Source organism: Empedobacter sp. UBA7494 (genome assembly GCF_002478465.1).
GTDB classification, from domain to species: domain Bacteria; phylum Bacteroidota; class Bacteroidia; order Flavobacteriales; family Weeksellaceae; genus Empedobacter; species Empedobacter falsenii_B.
The window spans coordinates 82,317-103,497 of record NZ_DLOC01000054.1 but is presented as its reverse complement, the minus strand read 5'-3'; the positions used below and the strand labels follow the sequence as shown (position 1 = coordinate 103,497).

Annotated in this window: 16 protein-coding genes; 11 read left to right on the top strand and 5 right to left on the bottom strand. The window is 33.1% G+C overall.

Features of this window, described 5'->3' with window-relative positions; all coding sequences use genetic code 11:
- Positions 1-153 precede the first annotated feature (153 nt).
- Together rplU and rpmA are read left to right on the top strand one after the other, a co-directional pair.
- Positions 154-459, top strand: coding sequence for a 50S ribosomal protein L21 (gene rplU, locus B4E95_RS06320; protein ID WP_188319372.1), 306 nt, complete (start codon positions 154-156; stop codon positions 457-459).
- A gap of 43 nt (positions 460-502) precedes the next feature.
- Complete coding sequence (gene rpmA, locus B4E95_RS06315) at positions 503-760, top strand: 50S ribosomal protein L27 (protein WP_038334883.1); 258 nt, start codon at positions 503-505, stop codon at positions 758-760.
- 388 nt (positions 761-1,148) lie between these two features.
- Here rpmA and thiL read toward each other — a convergent pair whose 3' ends face one another.
- Both thiL and B4E95_RS06305 read right to left on the bottom strand, forming a co-directional pair.
- Positions 1,149-2,216 (bottom strand): thiamine-phosphate kinase, encoded by a 1,068-nt coding sequence (gene thiL, locus B4E95_RS06310; protein WP_291062368.1) that lies wholly within the window; start codon positions 2,214-2,216, stop codon positions 1,149-1,151.
- Positions 2,217-2,220: 4 nt separating this feature from the next.
- Positions 2,221-2,727 (bottom strand): acyl-CoA thioesterase, encoded by a 507-nt coding sequence (locus B4E95_RS06305; RefSeq protein WP_291062369.1) that lies wholly within the window; start codon positions 2,725-2,727, stop codon positions 2,221-2,223.
- Positions 2,728-2,892: 165 nt separating this feature from the next.
- On the opposite strand from B4E95_RS06305, the gene B4E95_RS06300 reads away from it, so the two are divergent.
- From B4E95_RS06300 to B4E95_RS06280, 5 genes are all read left to right on the top strand, one after another.
- Positions 2,893-3,720, top strand: a complete 828-nt coding sequence (locus B4E95_RS06300) for a universal stress protein (RefSeq protein WP_291090731.1) — start codon at positions 2,893-2,895, stop codon at positions 3,718-3,720.
- 105 nt (positions 3,721-3,825) lie between these two features.
- On the top strand, positions 3,826-4,662 hold the full coding sequence (locus B4E95_RS06295) for a universal stress protein (protein ID WP_219034271.1): 837 nt from the start codon (positions 3,826-3,828) through the stop codon (positions 4,660-4,662).
- Positions 4,663-4,731: 69 nt separating this feature from the next.
- A complete protein-coding gene (locus B4E95_RS06290; RefSeq protein ID WP_291090727.1) occupies positions 4,732-5,943 on the top strand; it encodes an NAD(P)/FAD-dependent oxidoreductase in 1,212 nt (403 codons plus the stop codon).
- Positions 5,944-6,081: 138 nt separating this feature from the next.
- Positions 6,082-7,314, top strand: coding sequence for an OmpP1/FadL family transporter (locus B4E95_RS06285; RefSeq protein ID WP_221854422.1), 1,233 nt, complete (start codon positions 6,082-6,084; stop codon positions 7,312-7,314).
- 7 nt (positions 7,315-7,321) lie between these two features.
- Complete coding sequence (locus B4E95_RS06280; protein ID WP_291090725.1) at positions 7,322-8,893, top strand: G-D-S-L family lipolytic protein; 1,572 nt, start codon at positions 7,322-7,324, stop codon at positions 8,891-8,893.
- A 69-nt stretch (positions 8,894-8,962) separates the two neighbouring features.
- On the opposite strand, the gene fbp is transcribed toward B4E95_RS06280, so the two are convergent.
- Positions 8,963-9,979, bottom strand: coding sequence for a class 1 fructose-bisphosphatase (gene fbp, locus B4E95_RS06275; RefSeq protein WP_114998305.1), 1,017 nt, complete (start codon positions 9,977-9,979; stop codon positions 8,963-8,965).
- A gap of 193 nt (positions 9,980-10,172) precedes the next feature.
- On the opposite strand from fbp, the gene B4E95_RS06270 reads away from it, so the two are divergent.
- The gene (locus tag B4E95_RS06270) at positions 10,173-11,414 is read left to right on the top strand and encodes an aspartate kinase (protein ID WP_291090723.1); all 1,242 of its coding nucleotides are present in this window, start codon (positions 10,173-10,175) and stop codon (positions 11,412-11,414) included.
- On the top strand, positions 11,415-13,280 hold the full coding sequence (locus tag B4E95_RS06265) for a lysophospholipid acyltransferase family protein (protein ID WP_291062375.1): 1,866 nt from the start codon (positions 11,415-11,417) through the stop codon (positions 13,278-13,280).
- 74 nt (positions 13,281-13,354) lie between these two features.
- Here B4E95_RS06265 and B4E95_RS06260 read toward each other — a convergent pair whose 3' ends face one another.
- Both B4E95_RS06260 and argH read right to left on the bottom strand, forming a co-directional pair.
- Positions 13,355-13,573: a hypothetical protein gene (locus B4E95_RS06260; protein ID WP_125349919.1), complete on the bottom strand. Its 219-nt coding sequence runs from the start codon at positions 13,571-13,573 to the stop codon at positions 13,355-13,357.
- Positions 13,574-13,798: 225 nt separating this feature from the next.
- A complete protein-coding gene (gene argH, locus B4E95_RS06255) occupies positions 13,799-15,100 on the bottom strand; it encodes an argininosuccinate lyase (protein ID WP_221854418.1) in 1,302 nt (433 codons plus the stop codon).
- A 718-nt stretch (positions 15,101-15,818) separates the two neighbouring features.
- Here argH and B4E95_RS06250 point away from each other — a divergent pair.
- A complete protein-coding gene (locus tag B4E95_RS06250) occupies positions 15,819-18,581 on the top strand; it encodes a bifunctional aconitate hydratase 2/2-methylisocitrate dehydratase (protein ID WP_291090720.1) in 2,763 nt (920 codons plus the stop codon).
- Between the two features lie 204 nt (positions 18,582-18,785).
- A complete protein-coding gene (locus B4E95_RS06245) occupies positions 18,786-21,050 on the top strand; it encodes an aconitate hydratase (protein ID WP_221854416.1) in 2,265 nt (754 codons plus the stop codon).
- The last annotated feature ends 131 nt before the right edge of the window (positions 21,051-21,181 follow it).

Sequence of the window (21,181 nt, the reverse complement as noted above, 5' to 3'; positions counted from 1 at the left end):
TACTAGATGCAAAGATATTTATTTTTAATTAATCCAAATAGAAGATATGTCATAGTTTTTTTATCTTTCTAATTAAATTTCAATGAATTCAAGTATCTAAATTCAAAATTTTGATTATCTTTGCACTCAATTTTCATTTATAAACATTAATTTATGTACGCAATTGTAGAGATAGCAGGGCTTCAATACAAAGTTGAAAAAGACCAACAATTGTTTGTAAACCGTTTAGCTGGTGAAGCAGGTGACGAAGTAAAATTCGACCGTGTTTTATTAACAGATAACGGAGCAATCACTGTCGGCGCCCCAGTTATAGACGGAGTTACCGTAGTAGCTAAAATCGTTGAACACGTGAAAGGAGACAAAGTAATCGTTTTCAAAAAGAAAAGAAGAAAAGGTTACCAAAAGTCTAACGGTCATCGTCAACAATTCACTAAAATTGAAATTGCTTCAATCGGTTAAGATTGAGCAGAGATTAATTATTAACTCTTAAAAACAAAACGAAATGGCACATAAGAAAGGGGTCGGAAGTTCGAAAAATGGTCGTGAATCACATTCGAAACGTTTAGGTGTTAAAATTTTTGGTGGACAAGCAGCAATCGCTGGTAACATTATTGTTCGTCAAAGAGGTACTCAACATCATCCTGGTGATAATGTAGGAATCGGTAAAGATCACACATTATTCGCTTTAATTGACGGAAAAGTAGTTTTCACTAAAAAACGTAACGATAGATCTTACGTTTCAGTTGAACCATTATCTTAATTGATAATTCGACAGCGAAAATGCTAACAATATAAAAGCTCGAACTTATTGGTTCGAGCTTTTTTTTGTTTTTATAGTTTTTTAATACAGCAGCAAGTATAAAAATAATGACACCAATAATTAAAGTAGGAAACCAAAAAACGAGACATATTTCAGAAATTTTCACAGAGAGCTTACTTAAATTTCCTCTTGCTGTAAACATACTCATTGCATAAATAAACATTATGAATGATAATGATATCAAAACAATTCCTATTAAGAATAACGTATTTTTTATTGAAAATTTTCTAGACATAATTTAAAAAATAAACTAAAATACAACTTATTTCAACTAAAAAAGCATCCAATTTCTTGAATGCTTTTGATATTATATTTGATGTGAAGCTTATTAATGTTGATCATCTTCGTCTTCCGTCTCAACTCCCCAACCTTGTGCCGTCAACGGAACCATTTGCTCGCTTCCTCGGGTAATTAAGTAATTTTCTTCGTTTTTACCAGTTACATGTCCAATTACCGTTAAATGTGGATTTCCTTTGATTTTCTCGAAATCTTTTTGATTAATTGTAAACAGCAATTCATAATCTTCTCCACCGCTTAATGCACATGTAATTGGATTAATTTTGAATTCTTCAGCAGTACGAATTACAATAGAATCTAACGGAATTTTTTCTTCATAAATATTAATTCCAACACCACTTTCTTTCGAAAGATGAATAATTTCAGAAGATAATCCGTCTGAAATATCAATCATAGAAGTTGGTTTAACTTTCAATTCTTTCAAAAGATTGATAATATCCAAACGCGCTTCAGGTTTTAATTGACGTTCAATTAAATATGAATAATTTTCGAAATCTGGTTGATTATTAGGATTTACTTTTGAAACTTGCGCTTCGCGTTCCAAAACTTGCAAACCAAGAAAAGAAGCACCTAAATCTCCAGAAAGTACAACTAAATCATTTTCCTTCGCACCATTTCTATAAGCTATATCTTTTTCTGGAGTCGAACCAATCGCCGTCATACTTAGAACAAGTCCGCTAACAGAAGAAGTTGTATCACCTCCCACAATATCGATATTGTATTTATCGCAAGCGTATTTCATTCCGTTGTAAATTTCGTCCACAGCTTCTATCGTAAAACGATTCGAAATTGCCATCGAAACCAACAATTGTTTTGGAATTGCATTCATCGCCAAAATATCACTAATTGCCGTCACAACCGCTTTGTACCCCAAGTGACGTAAAGGCATATACGACCAGCTAAAATTTACGCCTTCTACTAACATATCAGTAGAAACCACAATTTTCTCTTTTTTATAATCAAGAACAGCTGCATCGTCACCAATTCCTTTGATAGAACTTTCTAATTTGATCGGAAAACCTTCTTTGATTTGGTTAATTAAACCAAATTCTCCAATTTCGGCTAAACTTGTTTTTGAAACGTTTTTATCTTCTAACATGATTTTATTTTTGAGTAAAGATTGAAGGATCTATATTTTCTGAACGAAAAGGTAAATTGATAATGTCTTGTTTCGACATTGTTTTCACGGTTTGTCCTTCAAATGATTTTTTAATATTTTCTAACATTTCTGTTGGTGGAGATTGCATTTTTCTTTTTGACATCGAAAACCAAACACCTGTCAATTCAGAATGGCAAAGATGTACACCATCTTGATTATATAAATTATGAATAAATTGATAAATCATTCCATCTTCCGACATTCCACCAATTTCTACCGAAATATAAATTTCTTCACCTTCCATTGCTTCCTTAAAAAAAGAAAATTGTTCGTGCAAAATAGCTGGTCCAATTCCGTATTCAGCCAAATTTTTCATCGAAATGCCATAATCTCTCAAAAAAGCAATACGTGCAAAACTTGTAAAATTCATATACGAAGCGTTCGCTAAATGGCGATTAGCATCCAAATCTGACCATCGAACAATGGTTTTTTGAAAATTTTTATTATTCATGAATTGAAAAATTATTTAAGGCACAAAGTTACGGATTACTATTTACACGAAAATGATAATATTTTTAATCATCGTAAATAATAAAAAACAATAAGATTTAACATCAAATTAAAATATAGATATTTAATAATTTGTATCTTTAAAAAGCTATTAAACAGACAGATTATGAAAAAAATATTATTTCCAACAGATTTTTCAGAAACAGCAAATAATGCGTTTTTGTATGCATTAAATTTAGCCGAAAATCAGAATGCAGAATTGTATGTTTTACACGCTTTTCAGTATCCAATGGTAAGTGGAGGAATCGATGCGGGCATTTTACAAGATGTTTATGATACAATTGAATTAAATAATTTCGAGAATTTAAAAGATCATATTCCGTTCTTGAGAAAAATGGCTGAGGACAATGGTTTTGCAAATGTTGATTTGAAATTTTTCGTAAAAGAAGGAATGCTTTCGTTTGTGTTGCCAACATTTATCGAAGATGAAAAAGTAGATTTTGTGGTAATGGGAACGACTGGAAATACAGGATTTGACAAAGTTATTTTTGGTTCGAATACTATGAATGCGATCAAACATCTTAAAGTTCCGGTGTTGAGTGTGCCAAATGGTTACGAATACAAAGGAATAAATAACATCGGATTTACGACAATTTTCCAAGATAAAGACCGCAAAGCCTTAGATTATTTAACAGAAATCGCTTATCGTTACAAAGCAAAAGTGCATTGTTTACACGTTTCGAAAGATGGAAATTACGATATTCCGACGCTAAATCATTGGAAAGAATATTATAAAGATGAGCCTGTAGATTTTTCTATTTATACTGCGAATGAATCTGTAGACGCAGTTTTGGAATTTATCAAAGAAGAAAAAATTGATTTGTTGACAGTAGTTAGCCGTAACAAAGGTTTCTTTGAGAAATTATTTTCGCCAAGTTTTACAAAGAAAATTTTGTCACAACACAACGTGCCTTTGTTTGTTTTCCACGAATAAGATAATTTATACTGAATATACAAAGCTCAATCTGTAGAAATAGATTGAACTTTTTTAGTGTTGAAATGAAATTATTCGTAACTTTTGAGTACAAAACACGAAAAGATGAAAAAAATATTGTTCCCAACAGATTTCTCAGAAACTGCCAATAACGCCTTCTTATACGCACTAAATCTTGCAAAAAGTATCGATGCACAAGTGTATGTGTTGCATGTTTACGAATTGCCAATGATTACTGGAAGTTTGAGTGCTGGATTGATTCAGAATGTATATGAAACGGTAGAATTAGGAAGTTTTGACAACTTCAAAGATAATATTCCGCAACTAAGACAAATTGCTGATGAAAATGGTTTTAATGAAATTCCAATCAAGTTTATTTTAGAAGAAGGAAACTTCTTATACATTCTACGCGAAATTATTGGTGAAGAAAGTGTTGATTTTGTGGTGATGGGAACGGACGGAAATTCAGGAATTGAGAAAATGCTTTTCGGTTCGAATACGATAAATGCGATTACATCGATGAAAGTTCCTATTCTTAGTATTCCGCATGGAATGTCTTTCAAAGGATTTAAGAATATTGGTTTTACGACTGTTTTTGATCAAAAAGATAAAGATGCATTGAAGTATTTGATCGAAATTGCAAATCGTCATCATGCAAAAATTCATTGCATGCACGTTTCGAAAGACGGAAAATTTAATCAACAAGCGATGAAAGATTGGCAAGATCAGTTTGCTGGAGATCCAATTGTATTTGAAGTTTATCATGATGCAGATCCTGTAAATGCGGTGTTGGATTTTATCAAGGAAAAACAAATCGATCTGTTGACGGTTGTGAGTCGCAATAAAGGTTTTTTTGATAAGATTTTTTCACCTGGATTTACAAAGAAAATTGCAAATAAAAATATTACACCTTTGTTCGTTTTTCATGAACAAAAGTCTTAAAAGGAAATGTGAAAACATTTCCTTTTTTTGTCAAAAATTTTGTTAAAAATAAAACTTTACCTTTGCCCCGTGAAAAAAATAGCCATAGTAGGAGGTGGTGCAGCAGGATATTTTGTTGCAGCAAACCTTGGAAAAACTGTAGGACAACAAACTATATTGTTTGAACAAGCAAATCTACCGCTTCAAAAAGTACGCATTTCGGGTGGAGGAAGATGTAATGTGACGCATGCTTGTTTTGATCCGCTTGATTTGGTCGAATTTTATCCGCGGGGAAAAAAGGAGTTATTAAGCGTTTTTTACACGTTTCAACCAGGCGATACAATGGCTTGGTTTGATGAGCGCGGAGTAGAATTGAAAATAGAAGACGATAACCGTATTTTTCCAGTTAGCGATTCTTCACTTTCGATTATAGAGGCTTTGACAAAAGCTGTTGATCAAAATAAAGTACAATTGAATTTCTCGGATGGTGTGCAAGAAATCAATAAAGTTGATGGTGGTTATGAATTGATAACAAAATCAGGAAAACATTTTTTCGAAACGGTGATAGTGACAACAGGAAGTACGCCTAAATTTTGGAAAAGTTTGAAGAATCTAGGTTTGAAAATCGTTCAGCCAGTTCCTTCTTTATTCACGTTTAATTGCAAAGATCCTCGAATTGAAGGATTGATGGGAATTTCTTTCGATAATGCTGAAGTCAAAATCAATCAACAAAAATTAGAGGCAGAAGGTCCGTTACTAATTACGCATTGGGGATTTAGTGGACCAGCGATTTTGAGATTATCGGCTTGGGGTGCTTTAAAATTGAATGAAAGCAATTATAAATTCGAAACTGAAATCAATTTTGTAAATCAATCTAAAGACGAAATCATTTCATTTTTGAATGATAAAAAACAAGTTGATGCTAAGAAAAATGTGCATAAAAATAATCCATTCGATTTTCCGAAGCGTTTTTGGTTTAGTATTCTGAGCTATTGTAATATAGATGAAAACAAGGTTTATGCAGATTTATCGAAAAAACACATCGAAGCAATTGCAATAGAATTGACGCAAGGAAAATACCAAATTAATGGAAAAAGTACGTTCAAAGATGAGTTTGTAACGGCAGGCGGTGTCGATTTGAAAGAAATTGATTTTCATTCGATGCAAGCAAAAAAAATCCCACAATTGTTTATGGCTGGAGAAGTTTTAAATATTGATGCTATAACAGGTGGATTCAATTTTCAGGCGTGTTGGTCTGAAGGTTATATTATATCTGAAAAAATCAAAGAAATTTATCAATAGTGTATATTTTACACAAATATTATTCTGGCTGAAAGCCTTAAGAATAAAGATTTTTTCAAAATTTATTATGTTAACATAACGTTATTATAAAATTATGTTATTTTTGTTTAAAGGAATTATTAAAAACGAACAAAAAATATGAAGAAAATTTTCTTAACCTTAGCATTAATCGGCTTATCTTCTTCTGCATTTGCAGGTGGATACCGAGTTGCTTTACAAGGAGTTCGCCAAGCAGCATTGGGGGGAACTTCTGCAACACAAACTCACGATGCGAGTGTTGCGTTTTATAATCCTGCAGGTTTAGCTTTTGTTGATAGTAAATTGAGTATTGCTGTCGGAGGTTTTGGTGTAAAAACTGACGTAAAATGGCAAGATCCAATGACGTTACAAAAAGCAGAAACAGATAGTAAATTAGGAACACCAATGTATTTGGCAGTTAGTTACAAGCCTGTAGATGATTTAGCAATTGGATTGAGTGTTACGACGCCTTTTGGTAGTTCGGTTACGTGGCCAGAAGATTGGCAAAATAAAGCAAATATTACACATATTGACTTGAAAGCATTCAATATTCAGCCAACTGTTGCATATCGTTTTTCTGACTGGTTTAGTTTGGGTGTAGGTTTCATTTATACACACGGAACAGCTAAATTAGAGAAAGTACAAACAGTTGCTGGAAATGATATTAAACTTAAATTAGAGGATAAAGATGCTCATGGTTTAGGATTTAATGTTGGAGCAATGTTCAAGCCGACAGATAAATTTGGAGTTGGAATTGCGTACCGTTCTAATGTAGATGTTTCTGCAAACAAAGGTGATGTTACATGGTCGAATGTTCCTTCTGGAATTGCATCTAATGTACCTTTTAATACAGATAAATGGAATACAACTTTACCATTACCATCAGAGTTTACATTTGGAATGTCTTACAAAGTTTTACCACAATTAGAACTTTTTGGAGATGTAGTTTGGCAAAACTGGACACGTTACAAAAGTTTAGATATCAATTTATATAATGATGCTTCTAATACTTTCTACACATCATCTTCTACGAAAAACTGGAAAGACAATACATTATTCCGTTTTGGAGCTGAGTATACTTTCAGCGAGATGATTGTTGGACGTGTTGGTTATTATCACGATAAATCACCAGTGCCATCAGCTTATTGGTCATCAGAAACACCAAGTTCTAACTTAAATTCAGTTTCAGCTGGATTAGGATTTAGATTCGAGTCAGGATTTAATGTTGATTTATTTGGATCATATGTAAAAGGAGACGAAAGACATATTGATAATATTCAACAAAACTTCTCTGGAGATGTTAAAATGCGTGCTATAAACTTTGGTTTAGGCGTATCGTACAACCTAAAATAAGACAAAAATGAAACACTTAAATAAAATAGTATTAGTTGCATTAGCTGCTACGATGTTTAACTGTAGCGAAGATTTTGAACATCCAATTGAAGATATTCAAGTTTCTGCTGGTGAAGCAAACTTTTCTACATATATCGCATTAGGAAACTCGTTAACTTCTGGTTATAGAGATAATGCATTGTACAAATCTGGACAAGAAAATTCTTACCCAAATATGTTAGCTGGATTGATGAAAGCTGCAGGAGGAGGAGAATTTAAAATTCCATATATGCCAAATGATACAGGTGGATTTACTGATTTACCAGGTTTTCCAGGTAAATTGAATTTACAAATTGTAAATGGAGCTTTAACACCAGTTCCAAGTGCTGCGGGTGGAGCTTTAGATATCTTAGCAGATAAAGGAAAGTTTCAAAATATGGGAGTTCCAGGTGCTAAGTCTTATCATTTAGTTGCGCCAGGTTATGGAAATCCAGCAGGCTTAAAAACTGATCCAGCAACAGCGAATCCTTATTTTGTACGTTTTGCAAGTGGTGCGACAACTTCTGTAGTTGCAGATGCAGTTGCTCAAAAGCCAACATTTTTCTCTTATTGGATTGGGAACAATGATGTATTAGGTTATGCAACATCTGGAGGAGTTGGAGTAGATCATAATGAAACAAATAATGTTGATCCAAGAACTTATGGAAGTAATGATATTTCTAATGTAAATGTGGTAAAATCTACAATTAATGATGGATTAAAGGCATTAACAGCTGTAGGAGCAAAAGGAGTTATTGCAAATATTCCTTCTGTAACATCTATTCCATATTTTACAACGGTTCCATACGCGCCTTTATCACCAGCAAATCCAAGTTTTGCACCAATGATTGATGAATTGAATGCTACTTATGCAGGATTAAATCAAGTATTTGATGCAGTTGGTGCTTCAGAAAGAAAAATTTCTTTTTCTAAGACTGCTGCAAGTGCTGTAGTAATTAAGGATAAAGATTTAGCGGATTTATCAACAACGATTACTGCTGCATTAATTAAAGCAGGATATGATACTGGTACTGCAACTTTGTTTGGAATTACTTATGGACAAGCTCGTCAAGCAACAGCAAAAGATTTATTGGTTTTGACTTCTTCATCTGTAATTGGAAAAGTTGATACAAATAGAGTCGCAGAATTAATGAAGTTAGGGTTAACTCAAGAGAAAGCTGGTAAATTATCAGTAGTAGGTGTTAGTTATCCAATGACAGATAATTATGTATTAACAGCAAAAGAAACTGCGAAAGCAGAAGCTGCTGTAGTTAAATACAATGCAGCAATTGCTGAATTAGCAACAGCTTATAACTTAGCTTTAGTTGATGCGTATTCTGAAATGAAAAAATTAAGTTCTCAATCAGGGATTAAATATTACGGACAAACATATACAACAACTTTCGTTTCTGGTGGAGCGTTCTCATTAGATGGAGTTCACTTAACAGGAACTGGATATGCAATTGTCGCAAATATGTTTGCTGATGCAATCAACCAAAAATATCATTCAACTTTAAGACACGTTTACCCAGGAAATTATCCAGGTATTGCAATTCCATAATTGAATGTTTAGATAAAAAAAAATCCGCTAGATGAGCGGATTTTTTTGTTATTTATATTTTAGAAATAATTATTTCAATTCTTCATTTCGCATAAATTCTTCAGCTTTTTCGACCATATTTTTCGATCCACAAAAGAAAGGAATGCGCTGGTGTAATTCTGTAGGTTCAATATCCATAATGCGTTGGAAACCGTCAGAAGCTTTTCCTCCAGCTTGTTCAGCAATAAACGCCATTGGATTACATTCGTACAATAAACGTAATTTTCCGTTCGGATTATTTGTTCCAGAAGGATAAATATAAATTCCTCCTTTCAACATGTTACGGTGAAAATCTGAACATAAAGAACCGATGTAACGAGAAGTGTAAGGACGATCTTCTTCATCTGCCTGACAGTATTTGATGTAATTCTTAACCCCTTGAGGGAATTTTACATAATTACCTTCGTTAACTGAATAAATATGTCCATCTTCTGGAATACACATATTTGGATGAGATAAATAAAACGTTCCAATTCCTGGGTTCAAGGTAAATCCATTTACACCATTTCCTGTTGTGTAAACCAACATTGTCGATGTTCCGTAAATAACATATCCCGCAGCAACTTGCTTGTTACCTGGTTGTAAGAAATCTGCTTTTGTAACAGGTGTTCCAGGTTCAGAAACACGGTGGTAGATTGAGAAAATTGTTCCAACAGAAACATTTACGTCGATGTTTGATGAACCATCAAGTGGATCAATCAATACAACATATTTACTGTTTTTTGAATTTTTTGAAGGTTGAATCGCGATAAAATCTTCGTTTTCTTCCGAAGCAATACCGCAAACAACTTCGCGTTGCGACAACGTTTCGATAAACGTATCGTTTGCGAAAACATCTAATTTTTGTTGTTTTTCTCCTTGGACATTTTCATTTCCGAATTCGCCTAAGATATTTACAAGTCCTGCTTTGTTTACTTTATAATTAACAACTTTTGTGGCTAATTTGATAGAACTCAGTAATCTAGATAATTCTCCGGATGAGTAAATAAAATCTGCTTGATTTTCTATGATAAACTCTCCAAGAGTTTGATGAGAATTAGTATTCATAATTATGTTTTGCTGGTCAAATATCGGAATAAAAACTCAATTTTGTACCATTTCAAACGTTTGAAATTAATCTAAATACGTGAAAATCATCATTCAAATTTATTTTTTATTTTAATTAAATTCGGTCAACATATAAAGTGTAGTTTGGTTATATTTGCAAGTTAAATATTTACAAAAAAAAGTTTTTATAGAAATGAAAGTTTTCAAATTCGGTGGTGCTTCGGTGAAAGATGCAGCCGGCGTTAGAAATGTTGCGAGTTTATTGCAATCTGTTGGTTACGAAAATACATGTATTGTTGTTTCTGCTATGGGCAAGACAACAAATGCATTGGAAGAGGTAGTCAAACGCTATTTTGAAGAACAAGATTTCGAAAAAACAATTAACGAAGTAAAAGAACAACACATTGCTTTAGCCACGGAATTATTTGATAATCCAGCTGAGGTTTCGAACGAAATTTCGCAATTTTTTGATGATATTGTTTCGTTTTTAAGACGTAACAAATCACCAAATTATAGCTATGTGTATGATCAAGTGGTTTGTTGTGGAGAATTAATTTCGACAAAAATCATCAGTATGTATCTTAATTCGATACAAATTAATAACGAATGGTTAGATGTTCGCGATTATATCAAAACAGATAATACATATCGTGAAGGAAAAGTAAATTGGGTATTAACAGAAGAAAGTATTAAACGTTTACCAAACACAGGTTTGTTTATTACCCAAGGTTTCTTAGGTTCTGATCCTAACTTTTTCACAACAACTTTAGGGCGTGAAGGTTCAGATTATTCTGCGGCGATTTTTGCTTATTGTTTAAATGCGGATAACATGACGATTTGGAAAGATGTTCCTGGAGTTTTGAATGCTGATCCACGTTATTTTGATAATGCTGAGCTGTTAAATCATATTTCATATGAAGAAGCAATAGAGTTGGCGTATTATGGTGCATCTGTTATTCACCCGAAAACGTTACAGCCGCTTCAACAAAAAGAAATTCCTTTCTTCGTAAAATCATTTATTAATCCTACAGAAGCAGGAACAGAGGTAGCGAAAGGTCAACCATTAGATCCGAAAGTACCTTGTTTTATCCTAAAAAGAGAGCAACATTTGATTCGTTTATCAAGTAAAGATTTCTCTTTTATTACAGAAGATAAATTGAGCGGAATTTTTAATAAACTATATGATTATCAAATCAAAGTAAATTTGATGCAAAATTCAGCAATTTCATTATCTTTATGTTTGGAGGATAAATATGACAACTTAGAAAAGTTTGTTGCAGATATGAACGAAGAGTATAAAGTGCAAGAAGAAAACAATGTTTTATTGTACACAATTCGCCATTTTGATGCAGATTCTGACAAAGTTGTTTCAAAAGAAAAAGAATTATTGCGACAAACAGTACGCGAAACATTACAAATAGTTGTTAAAGCTTAAATGAGTTTAATCACGACACAAGATATCTATTCAGCTTCGGGTCTTTCTAAAATTGGTGTTTTAGGAAGGCCTGTAGCTTGGGCATTGAAAAAAGTTTTCAGTATAGATCAGTTAAACGATTTGTACAATCGTGGAAAGCATTTGCAATGCGAACCTTTTTTGGATTATTTGATTGATGATTTGGGAATGGATTACGAAATCCATGAAGAAGATTTGAAACGTATTCCAAAGGAAGGACCCTTTGTTATTATTTCAAATCATCCGCTTGGAGCTTTGGACGGAATTATTTTGATGCATTTTATGTCAAAAATTCGTCCTGATTTCAAGGTGATGGGTAATTTTTTATTGCAAAAAATTAAACCATTAGAACCGATGATTATTCCAGTTAATCCTTTCGAAACACGTAAAGATGCATACAGTAGCCTTTCAGGAATGCGCGATGCATTAAAATTGTTGAGAGCTGGAGGTTGTTTAGGAATTTTTCCTGCGGGCGAAGTTTCTTATCGTGATGACGAAAGTAAAATTATCGACAGAGAATGGCAAGAATCAGCGATGAAGTTGATCAAAAAAGCAAAAGTTCCTGTTGTTCCAATGTTTTTTAGAGCGCGAAATAGTAATATTTTTTACCGTGTAGCGAAGATTCATCCAGATTTTCAAACGGCAATGTTGCCAGCTGAAATGATGAAGAAAAGAACACGACCAATTCAAATTCGTATTGGAAAACCAATTTTACAAAAACAACAAGACGAGCATGTGTCTATAGAAGATTATTCTGAGTTTTTGAGAAAGAAAACATACATGCTTTCGTCTTATTACAAACAAAAAAGAAGTTTAACTCAAGTCTTGAAAAACCCTTCGAATATTGAGTTGAAAATTCCGAATTTACCAAGCTTATCTTCTTCTAACAAAAAGGTTAAGCCGATTATTTCGGAAACTGCTTTAGACTTATTAATTCAAGATATTGAAACTTTACGAAAAGATGAACAAGCATTATTATTTACGAATAATAATTACGAATGTTTCTTTTCTACAGCTCAACAAATTCCAAATATATTAAGAGAAATTGGTCGTTTGCGAGAGATAACTTTCCGTGCGATTGGTGAAGGTACAAATGATGAAATTGACCTTGATCGCTTCGATAATCATTATCACCATTTATTTTTGTGGGATAAGGATACGAATAAAATTGTTGGAGCATATCGTATGGCGATTGGTTCGGAAGTGTATGAAAAATATGGAATTAATGGATTTTATGTTCATGAATTATTCAATTTTGATCCAGAAATTCATCCTTTCTTCAAGAAATGTATCGAAATGGGACGTGCATTCGTTTCAGCTGAGTATCAACAAAAGCCGATGCCATTGTTCTTATTATGGAGAGGAATTGTGCATGTAACGTTGAGAAATCCAAATCAGAAATTTATTATTGGAGGAGTGAGTATTAGTAATCAGTTTTCTGATTTCTCAAAATCGTTGATGATTGAATTTATGAAATCTCATTATTATGATTCTACTGTAGCGCAGTATGTGAGAGCAAAAAATGAGTTTAAAGTTAAGCTGAAAGAGGAAGATAAAGAATTTATTTTTGATGAATCTGAAGCTGATTTGAATAAGTTTGATAAATTAATCGATGAGCTTGAGCCAAATATGTTGCGTTTGCCAGTTTTGATCAAAAAATATATTAAACAAAATGCAAAAGTGATTGCTTTCAATGTTGATCCTAAATTTAATGATGCAATTGATGGCTTAATGTATATTAGAGTTTCGGATATTCCAGAATCTACTGTTCGTCCTGTTTTAGAGGATATTCAAGCAGAACTTGATAAAAAAATACAATCAGGAAAATTTGACGGAACAATCATTTAGTTTTTATCAAATTTAAAATATAAAAAATGCGCTCAACCTAGTTGAGCGCATTTATATTTTAGCTTCGCTATAAATTATTTAGCAACTGCTGTAGAATCTGCTGCTGGAGCTGCTACTGCTGCTGAATCAGCTACTGGAGCTGCTGCAGAGTCAACTACTGCTGAATCAACTACTGCTGTAGCTGAATCTGTAGCTGGTGCTTCTTCTACTGGTGCTTCTTCAGTTTTCTCTCCACAAGATACTGCTCCTAATGATAAAGCTGCTACTGCAACTACTGCGAAAAATTTTTTCATCTTTTTAAATTTTAATCGATTAATTTGATATGTCAAAGTTAGAATGATTTTGACCTGATATAATAAAAAACAATTGTAATTATTTTGTAAAACATTTTTTATTTTACAAAACATAGAATTACAATTGTTTAAACGTTGATATTTTCCGAAATTATAAAATTTATAAAACAAAAAAATCCTCAAATTCTATAATTTAGAGAATGATTTTTGACTTATTACAAGTATTTATTTTAAAACTTGTACTTCTAATTTGAATTTTTCGATTTTATTTGAAATTAAATCCAATCTCAAATTATGAATACTTCCGATGTGCGAAGTCTGAAATTTTTTGTGTGGTACATATGTTCCATTTTCTACAGACAAACCAACTTCTCTGTAGGCATCACGGAAAGGTGTTCCATTTTTAATCGCTTCATTAATATTTTCAACGGTATAAATTGGATCATATTTATCCTGATTCATATAGTTATCTTTAATCTGAAGTTGAGGAATCGCAAATGTTAAGATGTCAATAATATTATCAAATTGCATCATTGGTTCGAATAATATTTCTTTCAATATTTGATAATCACGATGATATCCACTTGGAAGATTATTGATCGTCATTATTATATCATTCGGTAATGCCTGAATTCTATTGCAATGCGCACGAGTTAACTCAAACACATCTGGGTTTTTCTTGTGCGGCATAATCGATGAACCTGTTGTCATTTCGTTTGGCAACTTCACAAAAGCTAAATCTTGTGAATTGTATAAAACCAAATCGTACGACATTTTAGACAACGTTCCACAAATAATAGCTAAGGCAGTTGCGACAGATTTTTCTGTTTTTCCACGTAACATTTGTGCTCCAACAGAAGAAACCAAAATTTCAGAAAAACCTAATTCTTGTGTTGTTTGCAAACGATCAATTGGGAAACTTGTTCCGAAACCTGCGCCAGAACCCAAAGGATTTTGATCAGAAATTTTATATGCAGCCTCAAAAAAGTATAAATCTGTCAACAAACTTTCTGCATAAGCAGAAAACCACATTCCAAAACTACTTGGCATTGCTGCCTGAAAATGCGTATATCCTGGTAATTGATGATTCTTGAATTCGTCTGCTTTTTGTAGGAAAATCTCAATTAAATTGACAATTTTCTCCGTTGTATGTTTTAAATACTCTTTCTCAAAAAGTTGAATTGCAACCAAAACTTGATCATTTCGAGAACGTGCAACGTGAATTTTTTTTCCAGCATCGCCAGTTTTTTCAATTAAATAAGCTTCAATTTTTGAATGTATATCTTCGTAATTTTCGTCGACTTCGAAATTATTTTCCGCAATCAGAACCAAAACTTCATCCAAAGCAATTTGCAACGCATCATTTTCTTCATTGGTAATCAAACCTGTTTTTGCCAGCATATTTGCCTGCGCTTTCGACGCTAATGCATCGTATTTCGCAAGATGAGCATCTAATTCTCTGTCTTTTCCAACAGTAAATTTTTCGATTTTATCATTAATGGTAAAACCTTTATCCCAAAGTTTCATATCTATAATAATGAATTAAGGGCGCAAAGTTAGTAAAAAGTTGCATAATATCTCATTAAAAATGTATAATTATTAATAATCATAAATATTTATACATATTGAATATTTTTGATTGTTTTTTGAGAATGTTTAGACGATTGATAGCATTTCGAAAGATTGATTAATGAATGTTTATTAATATTTCAAAATAATTCAATTTCGTAAAAAAATGACCCAAAAATTATGGAGTTGATATTTTAAGAACCTTTTAATTTTTAACTTCTATTTATATACGTTTAAAACATTGTTAAAGTGAAATTTAGACCTTTTTTATAATAATTCTAAATTATTGAAATATAACTAAAATATATCATTCTTTGATGAAAAATCTTTACTATAAACGTAATTTTGTGTACCAATTTATAGCTAAACGCATATTTGTTTAGATGATTGTTAATGTAAGTTTTAGAATGAAACTCTGACTCAAATGCTTATGTGTGTTGAGTTTGTGTGAGTTAAATTATTAAAAATTACCCTTCGAAAAAATTACATACTTAGTTTGTATTCTGATAACAGTGGTTGCCTATGCCAAAAATGATTTTTGTTGAAAATAATTTTTGCATAAGATGTGACGATACAGCGAAGTGTTATTATATAATTCATTTTGATTGGATGAAATCAGGTGTAAGTAGCTTGGTTTTAAACAATCTTTAATATTAAAAAGAAAAGATAGATAATTATGAGTCTTTACCAAGAGTATCTTAACGAGATTGAAGAAAGAAAAGGTCAAGGTTTACATCCAAAACCAATTGATGGTGCAGAATTACTAAGTGAAATCATTAATCAAATTAAAGATGTTAACAACGAATACCGCGAGGATTCTGTTAAATTCTTTATCTATAACACGTTGCCAGGAACAACTTCTGCTGCAGGTGTAAAAGCAAAATTTTTAAAAGAGATTATTTTAGGAGAAGCAACAGTTGCTGAAATTACACCAACATTTGCATTCGAATTGTTATCTCACATGAAAGGAGGACCATCTATTGAGGTTCTTTTAGACTTAGCTTTAGGAAATGATGAAGCAATTGCAAAACAAGCTGCTGAAGTTTTAAAAACACAAGTTTTCTTATACGATGCAGATACAGCTCGTTTAGCTGATGCTTACAAAGCAGGAAATGCAATTGCAAAAGATATTTTAGAAAGTTATGCAAAAGCAGAGTTCTTTACAGAATTGCCAGCTGTTGCTGAAGAAATAAAAGTTGTGACTTACATTGCTGCTGAGGGTGATATTTCTACAGATTTATTATCTCCAGGTAACCAAGCACACTCTCGTTCTGATAGAGAATTACACGGGAAATGTATGATTACTCCTGAAGCTCAAGCTGAAATTAAAGCTTTACAAGCGAAACATCCAGACGCTTCAGTAATGTTAATCGCTGAAAAAGGTACAATGGGAGTTGGGTCTTCTCGTATGTCGGGTGTAAATAACGTGGCTTTATGGACAGGTAAACAAGCATCTCCATATATTCCATTCGTAAATATTGCTCCAATTGTAGCGGGTACAAATGGTATTTCTCCTATCTTCTTAACTACTGTTGATGTAACTGGTGGTATCGGTATCGATTTAAAAAACTGGACTAAAAAAGTTGACGCTAACGGAGAAGTTGTTCGTAACGAAAACGGTGACCCAATTTTAGAAGAAGTTTATTCAGTAGCAACAGGTACTGTATTAACTATCAATACAAGAGAGAAAAAGTTATACAACGGAGATCAAGAATTAATTGATATCTCTAAAGCTTTAACTCCACAAAAAATGGAATTTATCAAGGCTGGTGGTTCTTACGCTATCGTATTTGGTAAAAAAATCCAAACTTTCGCAGCTAAAACTTTAGGAATTGAAGCTCCTGTAGTTTTCGCTCCTTCAAAAGAAGTTTCTATCGAAGGACAAGGATTAACTGCTGTTGAAAAAATCTTCAACAAAAATGCAGTTGGTGTTGCAGAAGGAAAAGTATTACACGCAGGTTCAGACGTTCGTGTTGAAGTTAATATCGTTGGTTCTCAAGATACAACTGGTTTAATGACTGTGCAAGAATTAGAGTCTATGGCTGCTACAGTTATTTCTCCAATTCTTGATGGTGCTTACCAATCTGGTTGTCATACTGCTTCTGTATGGGATAAAAAAGCGCAAGCTAACATCCCTAAATTAATGAAATTCATGAACGAATTTGGGGTAATCACAGCACGTGACCCTAAAGGTGAATATCATGCAATGACTGACGTTATTCACAAAGTTTTAAATGATATCACGATTGACGAATGGGCTATCATTATTGGTGGTGACTCACACACACGTATGTCAAAAGGTGTTGCTTTCGGTGCCGATTCAGGTACGGTAGCTTTAGCTTTAGCAACTGGTGAAGCTTCTATGCCAATTCCAGAATCTGTTAAAGTAACATTCAAAGGTGAAATGAAACCATTTATGGATTTCCGTGATGTGGTTCACGCTACTCAAGCTCAAATGTTAAAACAATTTGACGGTGAAAACGTATTCCAAGGACGTGTAATCGAGGTTCATATCGGAACTTTATTAGCTGACCAAGCCTTCACATTTACTGACTGGACTGCAGAAATGAAAGCTAAAGCTTCTATCTGTATTTCTCAAGATGATACCTTAATTGAATCTTTAGAAATTGCTAAATCTCGTATCCAAATCATGATTGATAAAGGTATGGATAACAAAAATGCAGTTTTACAAGGTTTAATCAACAAAGCAAACAAACGTATCGAGGAAATTAAATCTTGTGAAAAACCAGCTTTACAACCAGATGCTAACGCTAAATATTACGCTGAAGTAGTAATTGACTTAGATATTATCGAAGAGCCAATGATTGCCGATCCAGACGTGAATAATGCTGATGTTTCTAAACGTTATACACACGATACAATCCGCGATTTAACTTACTATGGTGGTGATAAACACGTAGATTTAGGTTTCGTAGGGTCTTGTATGGTACACAAAGACGATTTAAAAATCGTTTCTCAAATGTTACGTAATGTAGAAAAAGCAAATGGTAAAGTTGAGTTTAAAGCTCCTTTAGTTGTTGCGGCACCTACTTACAACATCATCGACGAATTAAAAGCAGAAGGTGATTGGGAAATGTTACAAAAATACTCAGGATTTGAGTTTAGCGACTTATTGCCAAAATCTACTGCTCGTACAGAATACGAAAACATTATGTACTTAGAGCGTCCTGGTTGTAACTTATGTATGGGTAACCAAGAAAAAGCAGAAAAAGGAGATACAGTAATGGCGACATCTACACGTTTATTCCAAGGGCGTGTGGTTGAAGACCGCGATGGTAAAAAAGGTGAATCTTTATTAGCATCAACTCCAGTAGTTGTTTTATCAGCGATTTTAGGACGTATTCCTAATATTGAAGAATATAAAGCTGCTGTAGAGGGTATTAACTTAACAAAGTTTAAACCAATTTCAATGAACTAATCGTTCGTAGAAAATGATATAGAAGAGGCTAACATTTCGGTGTTAGCCTTTTTTTTGTGATAAATTATATAATATTGCAAATAAATAGGTTAGAATTGATTTAAATAAGGTTATTAATCATTTATACATGTTAAATATTAAATAATTCAGTATATTGGGGTATGTTTTTTGATAAATTAAAACCAATTAAATAAATCAATTATTATGGCATTTGATATAAATATGATTAAAGGCGTTTATGCCAAAATGCAAGAACGTGTAGATGCTGCGAAAACTATCGTTGGTCGACCTTTAACGTACTCAGAGAAAATTTTATATGCTCACTTGTTTGACGGAAAACCAACGCAAGCGTATACAAGAGGAGAATCTTATGTAGATTTTGCACCAGATCGTGTAGCAATGCAAGATGCAACTGCTCAAATGGCTTTGTTGCAATTTATGCAAGCTGGAAAAACAAAAACTGCTGTTCCTTCTACGGTTCACTGTGATCACTTGATTCAAGCTAAAGTTGGTGCAAAAACCGATCTACAAGAAGCTATCAATAAATCTTCAGAAGTATTTAATTTCTTAGAATCAGTTTCTAATAAATATGGAATTGGATTCTGGAAACCAGGAGCAGGAATTATTCATCAAGTAGTATTAGAAAACTATGCATTTCCAGGAGGAATGATGATTGGTACCGATTCTCACACGCCAAATGCAGGTGGATTAGGAATGGTAGCAATTGGTGTTGGTGGTGCTGATGCTGTTGACGTAATGTCTGGAATGGCTTGGGAATTAAAAATGCCAAAATTAATCGGAATTAAATTAACGGGTAAATTATCTGGTTGGGCTGCTCCAAAAGACGTTATTTTAGAAGTTGCTGGACGTTTAACTGTAAAAGGTGGAACAGGAGCAATTGTAGAGTATTTTGGAGAGGGAGCTGAGTCTTTATCTGCAACAGGTAAAGGAACAATTTGTAACATGGGTGCAGAAATTGGAGCAACAACTTCAATTTTCGCTTATGATGATGCTTCAGAAAGATATTTAAGAGCGACTGATCGTAATGATGTAGCAGATGCTGCAAATGCTCACAAATCTTATTTACGTTCTGATGATGAAGTTTATGCAAATCCAGAAAATTTCTATGATCAATTAATTGAAATCAATTTGTCTGAATTAGAGCCTCGTTTGAATGGTCCTTTTACGCCAGATTTAATGACACCAGTTTCTAAAATGAAAGAAACTGCTGCAGCTAATGGTTGGCCTTTAGATGTAGAATGGGGATTAATCGGTTCTTGTACAAACTCTTCTTACGAAGATTTAACACGTGCAGCTTCGATTGCGCAACAAGCTTTAGATAAAGGTTTAGAAGTGAAATCATCTTTCGGAATTAATCCAGGTTCTGAGGTCGTTCGTTATACAGCGGATCGTGATGGTTTATTAAAAACTTTTGAGGATTTAGATGCAGTTATCTTTACAAATGCTTGTGGGCCTTGTATTGGTCAATGGGATCGTGAAGGTGCGGATAAAGAAGAAAAAAATACAATCGTTCACTCATTCAATCGTAATTTCAAAAAACGTGCGGACGGAAATCCAAATACATATGCTTTCGTAACTTCGCCTGAAATGGTTGCAGCTATTGCAATTTCTGGACGTTTAGATTTTAATCCATTAACAGATAAATTAATCAATAAATTTGGTGAAGAAGTAATGTTAGATGCTCCAAAAGGAGAGGAATTACCAACAAAAGGTTATGCTTATGAAGATAATGGATATCAAGCACCTGTAGAAGATGGTTCTCATGTAGAAGTGATCGTAAATCCAAATTCTGAGCGTTTACAATTATTAGAAGGTTTCAAACCTTGGAATGGTGAAAATATTACTGGAGCTAAATTATTAATCAAAGCATTTGGTAAATGTACAACTGACCATATTTCTATGGCTGGACCTTGGTTACGTTTCCGTGGACACTTAGATAATATTTCGAATAATACACTGATTGGTGCCGTAAATGCATTCAACCAAGAAACAAATTCAGTTAAAAATCAATTAACAGGAGAATACGGACCAGTTCCAGACACTGCACGTGCATATAAAGCGGCAGGTGTGCCTTCTGTAATTGTTGGTGACGAAAACTATGGAGAAGGTTCTTCTCGTGAGCATGCGGCAATGCAACCACGTCATTTAGGTGCTGTAGCAGTATTGGTACGTTCTTTTGCACGTATCCATGAAACAAATCTTAAAAAACAAGGAATGTTAGCGTTGACATTTGCGGATAAAGCAGATTATGATAAAGTACAAGAAGATGATACAATCAATTTTATTGATTTAACAGAATTTGCGCCTAGAAAACCTTTAACAATAGAGTTTGTTCATGCAGATGGATCTAAAGATTTAGTTGTAGCAAATCATACATACAATGCACAACAAATTGAATGGTTCAAAGCCGGTTCAGCATTAAATTTAATTAAAGCGCAACAAGCGTAATAGTTATTTCAACATAAAAAGTAAAGCCGATGTAGAAATACATCGGTTTTTTTTTATTTAAAATATTTTTTCCTATTTAAAATTGAATAATATTTAAAAATAATTAATTTTTTCTTAATTCTTTATGTTTG

What these genes read in the sequence shown, in the direction of transcription:
- B4E95_RS06245 (WP_221854416.1), top strand. Translation starts at nt 18,786, where the DNA reads ATGGCATTTGATATAAATATGATTAAAGGCGTTTATGCCAAAATGCAA.
- B4E95_RS06260 (WP_125349919.1), bottom strand. Translation starts at nt 13,573, where the DNA reads ATGAAAAAATTTTTCGCAGTAGTTGCAGTAGCAGCTTTATCATTAGGA.
- rpmA (WP_038334883.1), top strand. Translation starts at nt 503, where the DNA reads ATGGCACATAAGAAAGGGGTCGGAAGTTCGAAAAATGGTCGTGAATCA.
- argH (WP_221854418.1), bottom strand. Translation starts at nt 15,100, where the DNA reads ATGAAACTTTGGGATAAAGGTTTTACCATTAATGATAAAATCGAAAAA.
- B4E95_RS06265 (WP_291062375.1), top strand. Translation starts at nt 11,415, where the DNA reads ATGAGTTTAATCACGACACAAGATATCTATTCAGCTTCGGGTCTTTCT.
- B4E95_RS06270 (WP_291090723.1), top strand. Translation starts at nt 10,173, where the DNA reads ATGAAAGTTTTCAAATTCGGTGGTGCTTCGGTGAAAGATGCAGCCGGC.
- B4E95_RS06250 (WP_291090720.1), top strand. Translation starts at nt 15,819, where the DNA reads ATGAGTCTTTACCAAGAGTATCTTAACGAGATTGAAGAAAGAAAAGGT.
- B4E95_RS06295 (WP_219034271.1), top strand. Translation starts at nt 3,826, where the DNA reads ATGAAAAAAATATTGTTCCCAACAGATTTCTCAGAAACTGCCAATAAC.
- B4E95_RS06300 (WP_291090731.1), top strand. Translation starts at nt 2,893, where the DNA reads ATGAAAAAAATATTATTTCCAACAGATTTTTCAGAAACAGCAAATAAT.
- B4E95_RS06285 (WP_221854422.1), top strand. Translation starts at nt 6,082, where the DNA reads ATGAAGAAAATTTTCTTAACCTTAGCATTAATCGGCTTATCTTCTTCT.
- B4E95_RS06280 (WP_291090725.1), top strand. Translation starts at nt 7,322, where the DNA reads ATGAAACACTTAAATAAAATAGTATTAGTTGCATTAGCTGCTACGATG.
- rplU (WP_188319372.1), top strand. Translation starts at nt 154, where the DNA reads ATGTACGCAATTGTAGAGATAGCAGGGCTTCAATACAAAGTTGAAAAA.
- fbp (WP_114998305.1), bottom strand. Translation starts at nt 9,979, where the DNA reads ATGAATACTAATTCTCATCAAACTCTTGGAGAGTTTATCATAGAAAAT.
- B4E95_RS06305 (WP_291062369.1), bottom strand. Translation starts at nt 2,727, where the DNA reads ATGAATAATAAAAATTTTCAAAAAACCATTGTTCGATGGTCAGATTTG.
- thiL (WP_291062368.1), bottom strand. Translation starts at nt 2,216, where the DNA reads ATGTTAGAAGATAAAAACGTTTCAAAAACAAGTTTAGCCGAAATTGGA.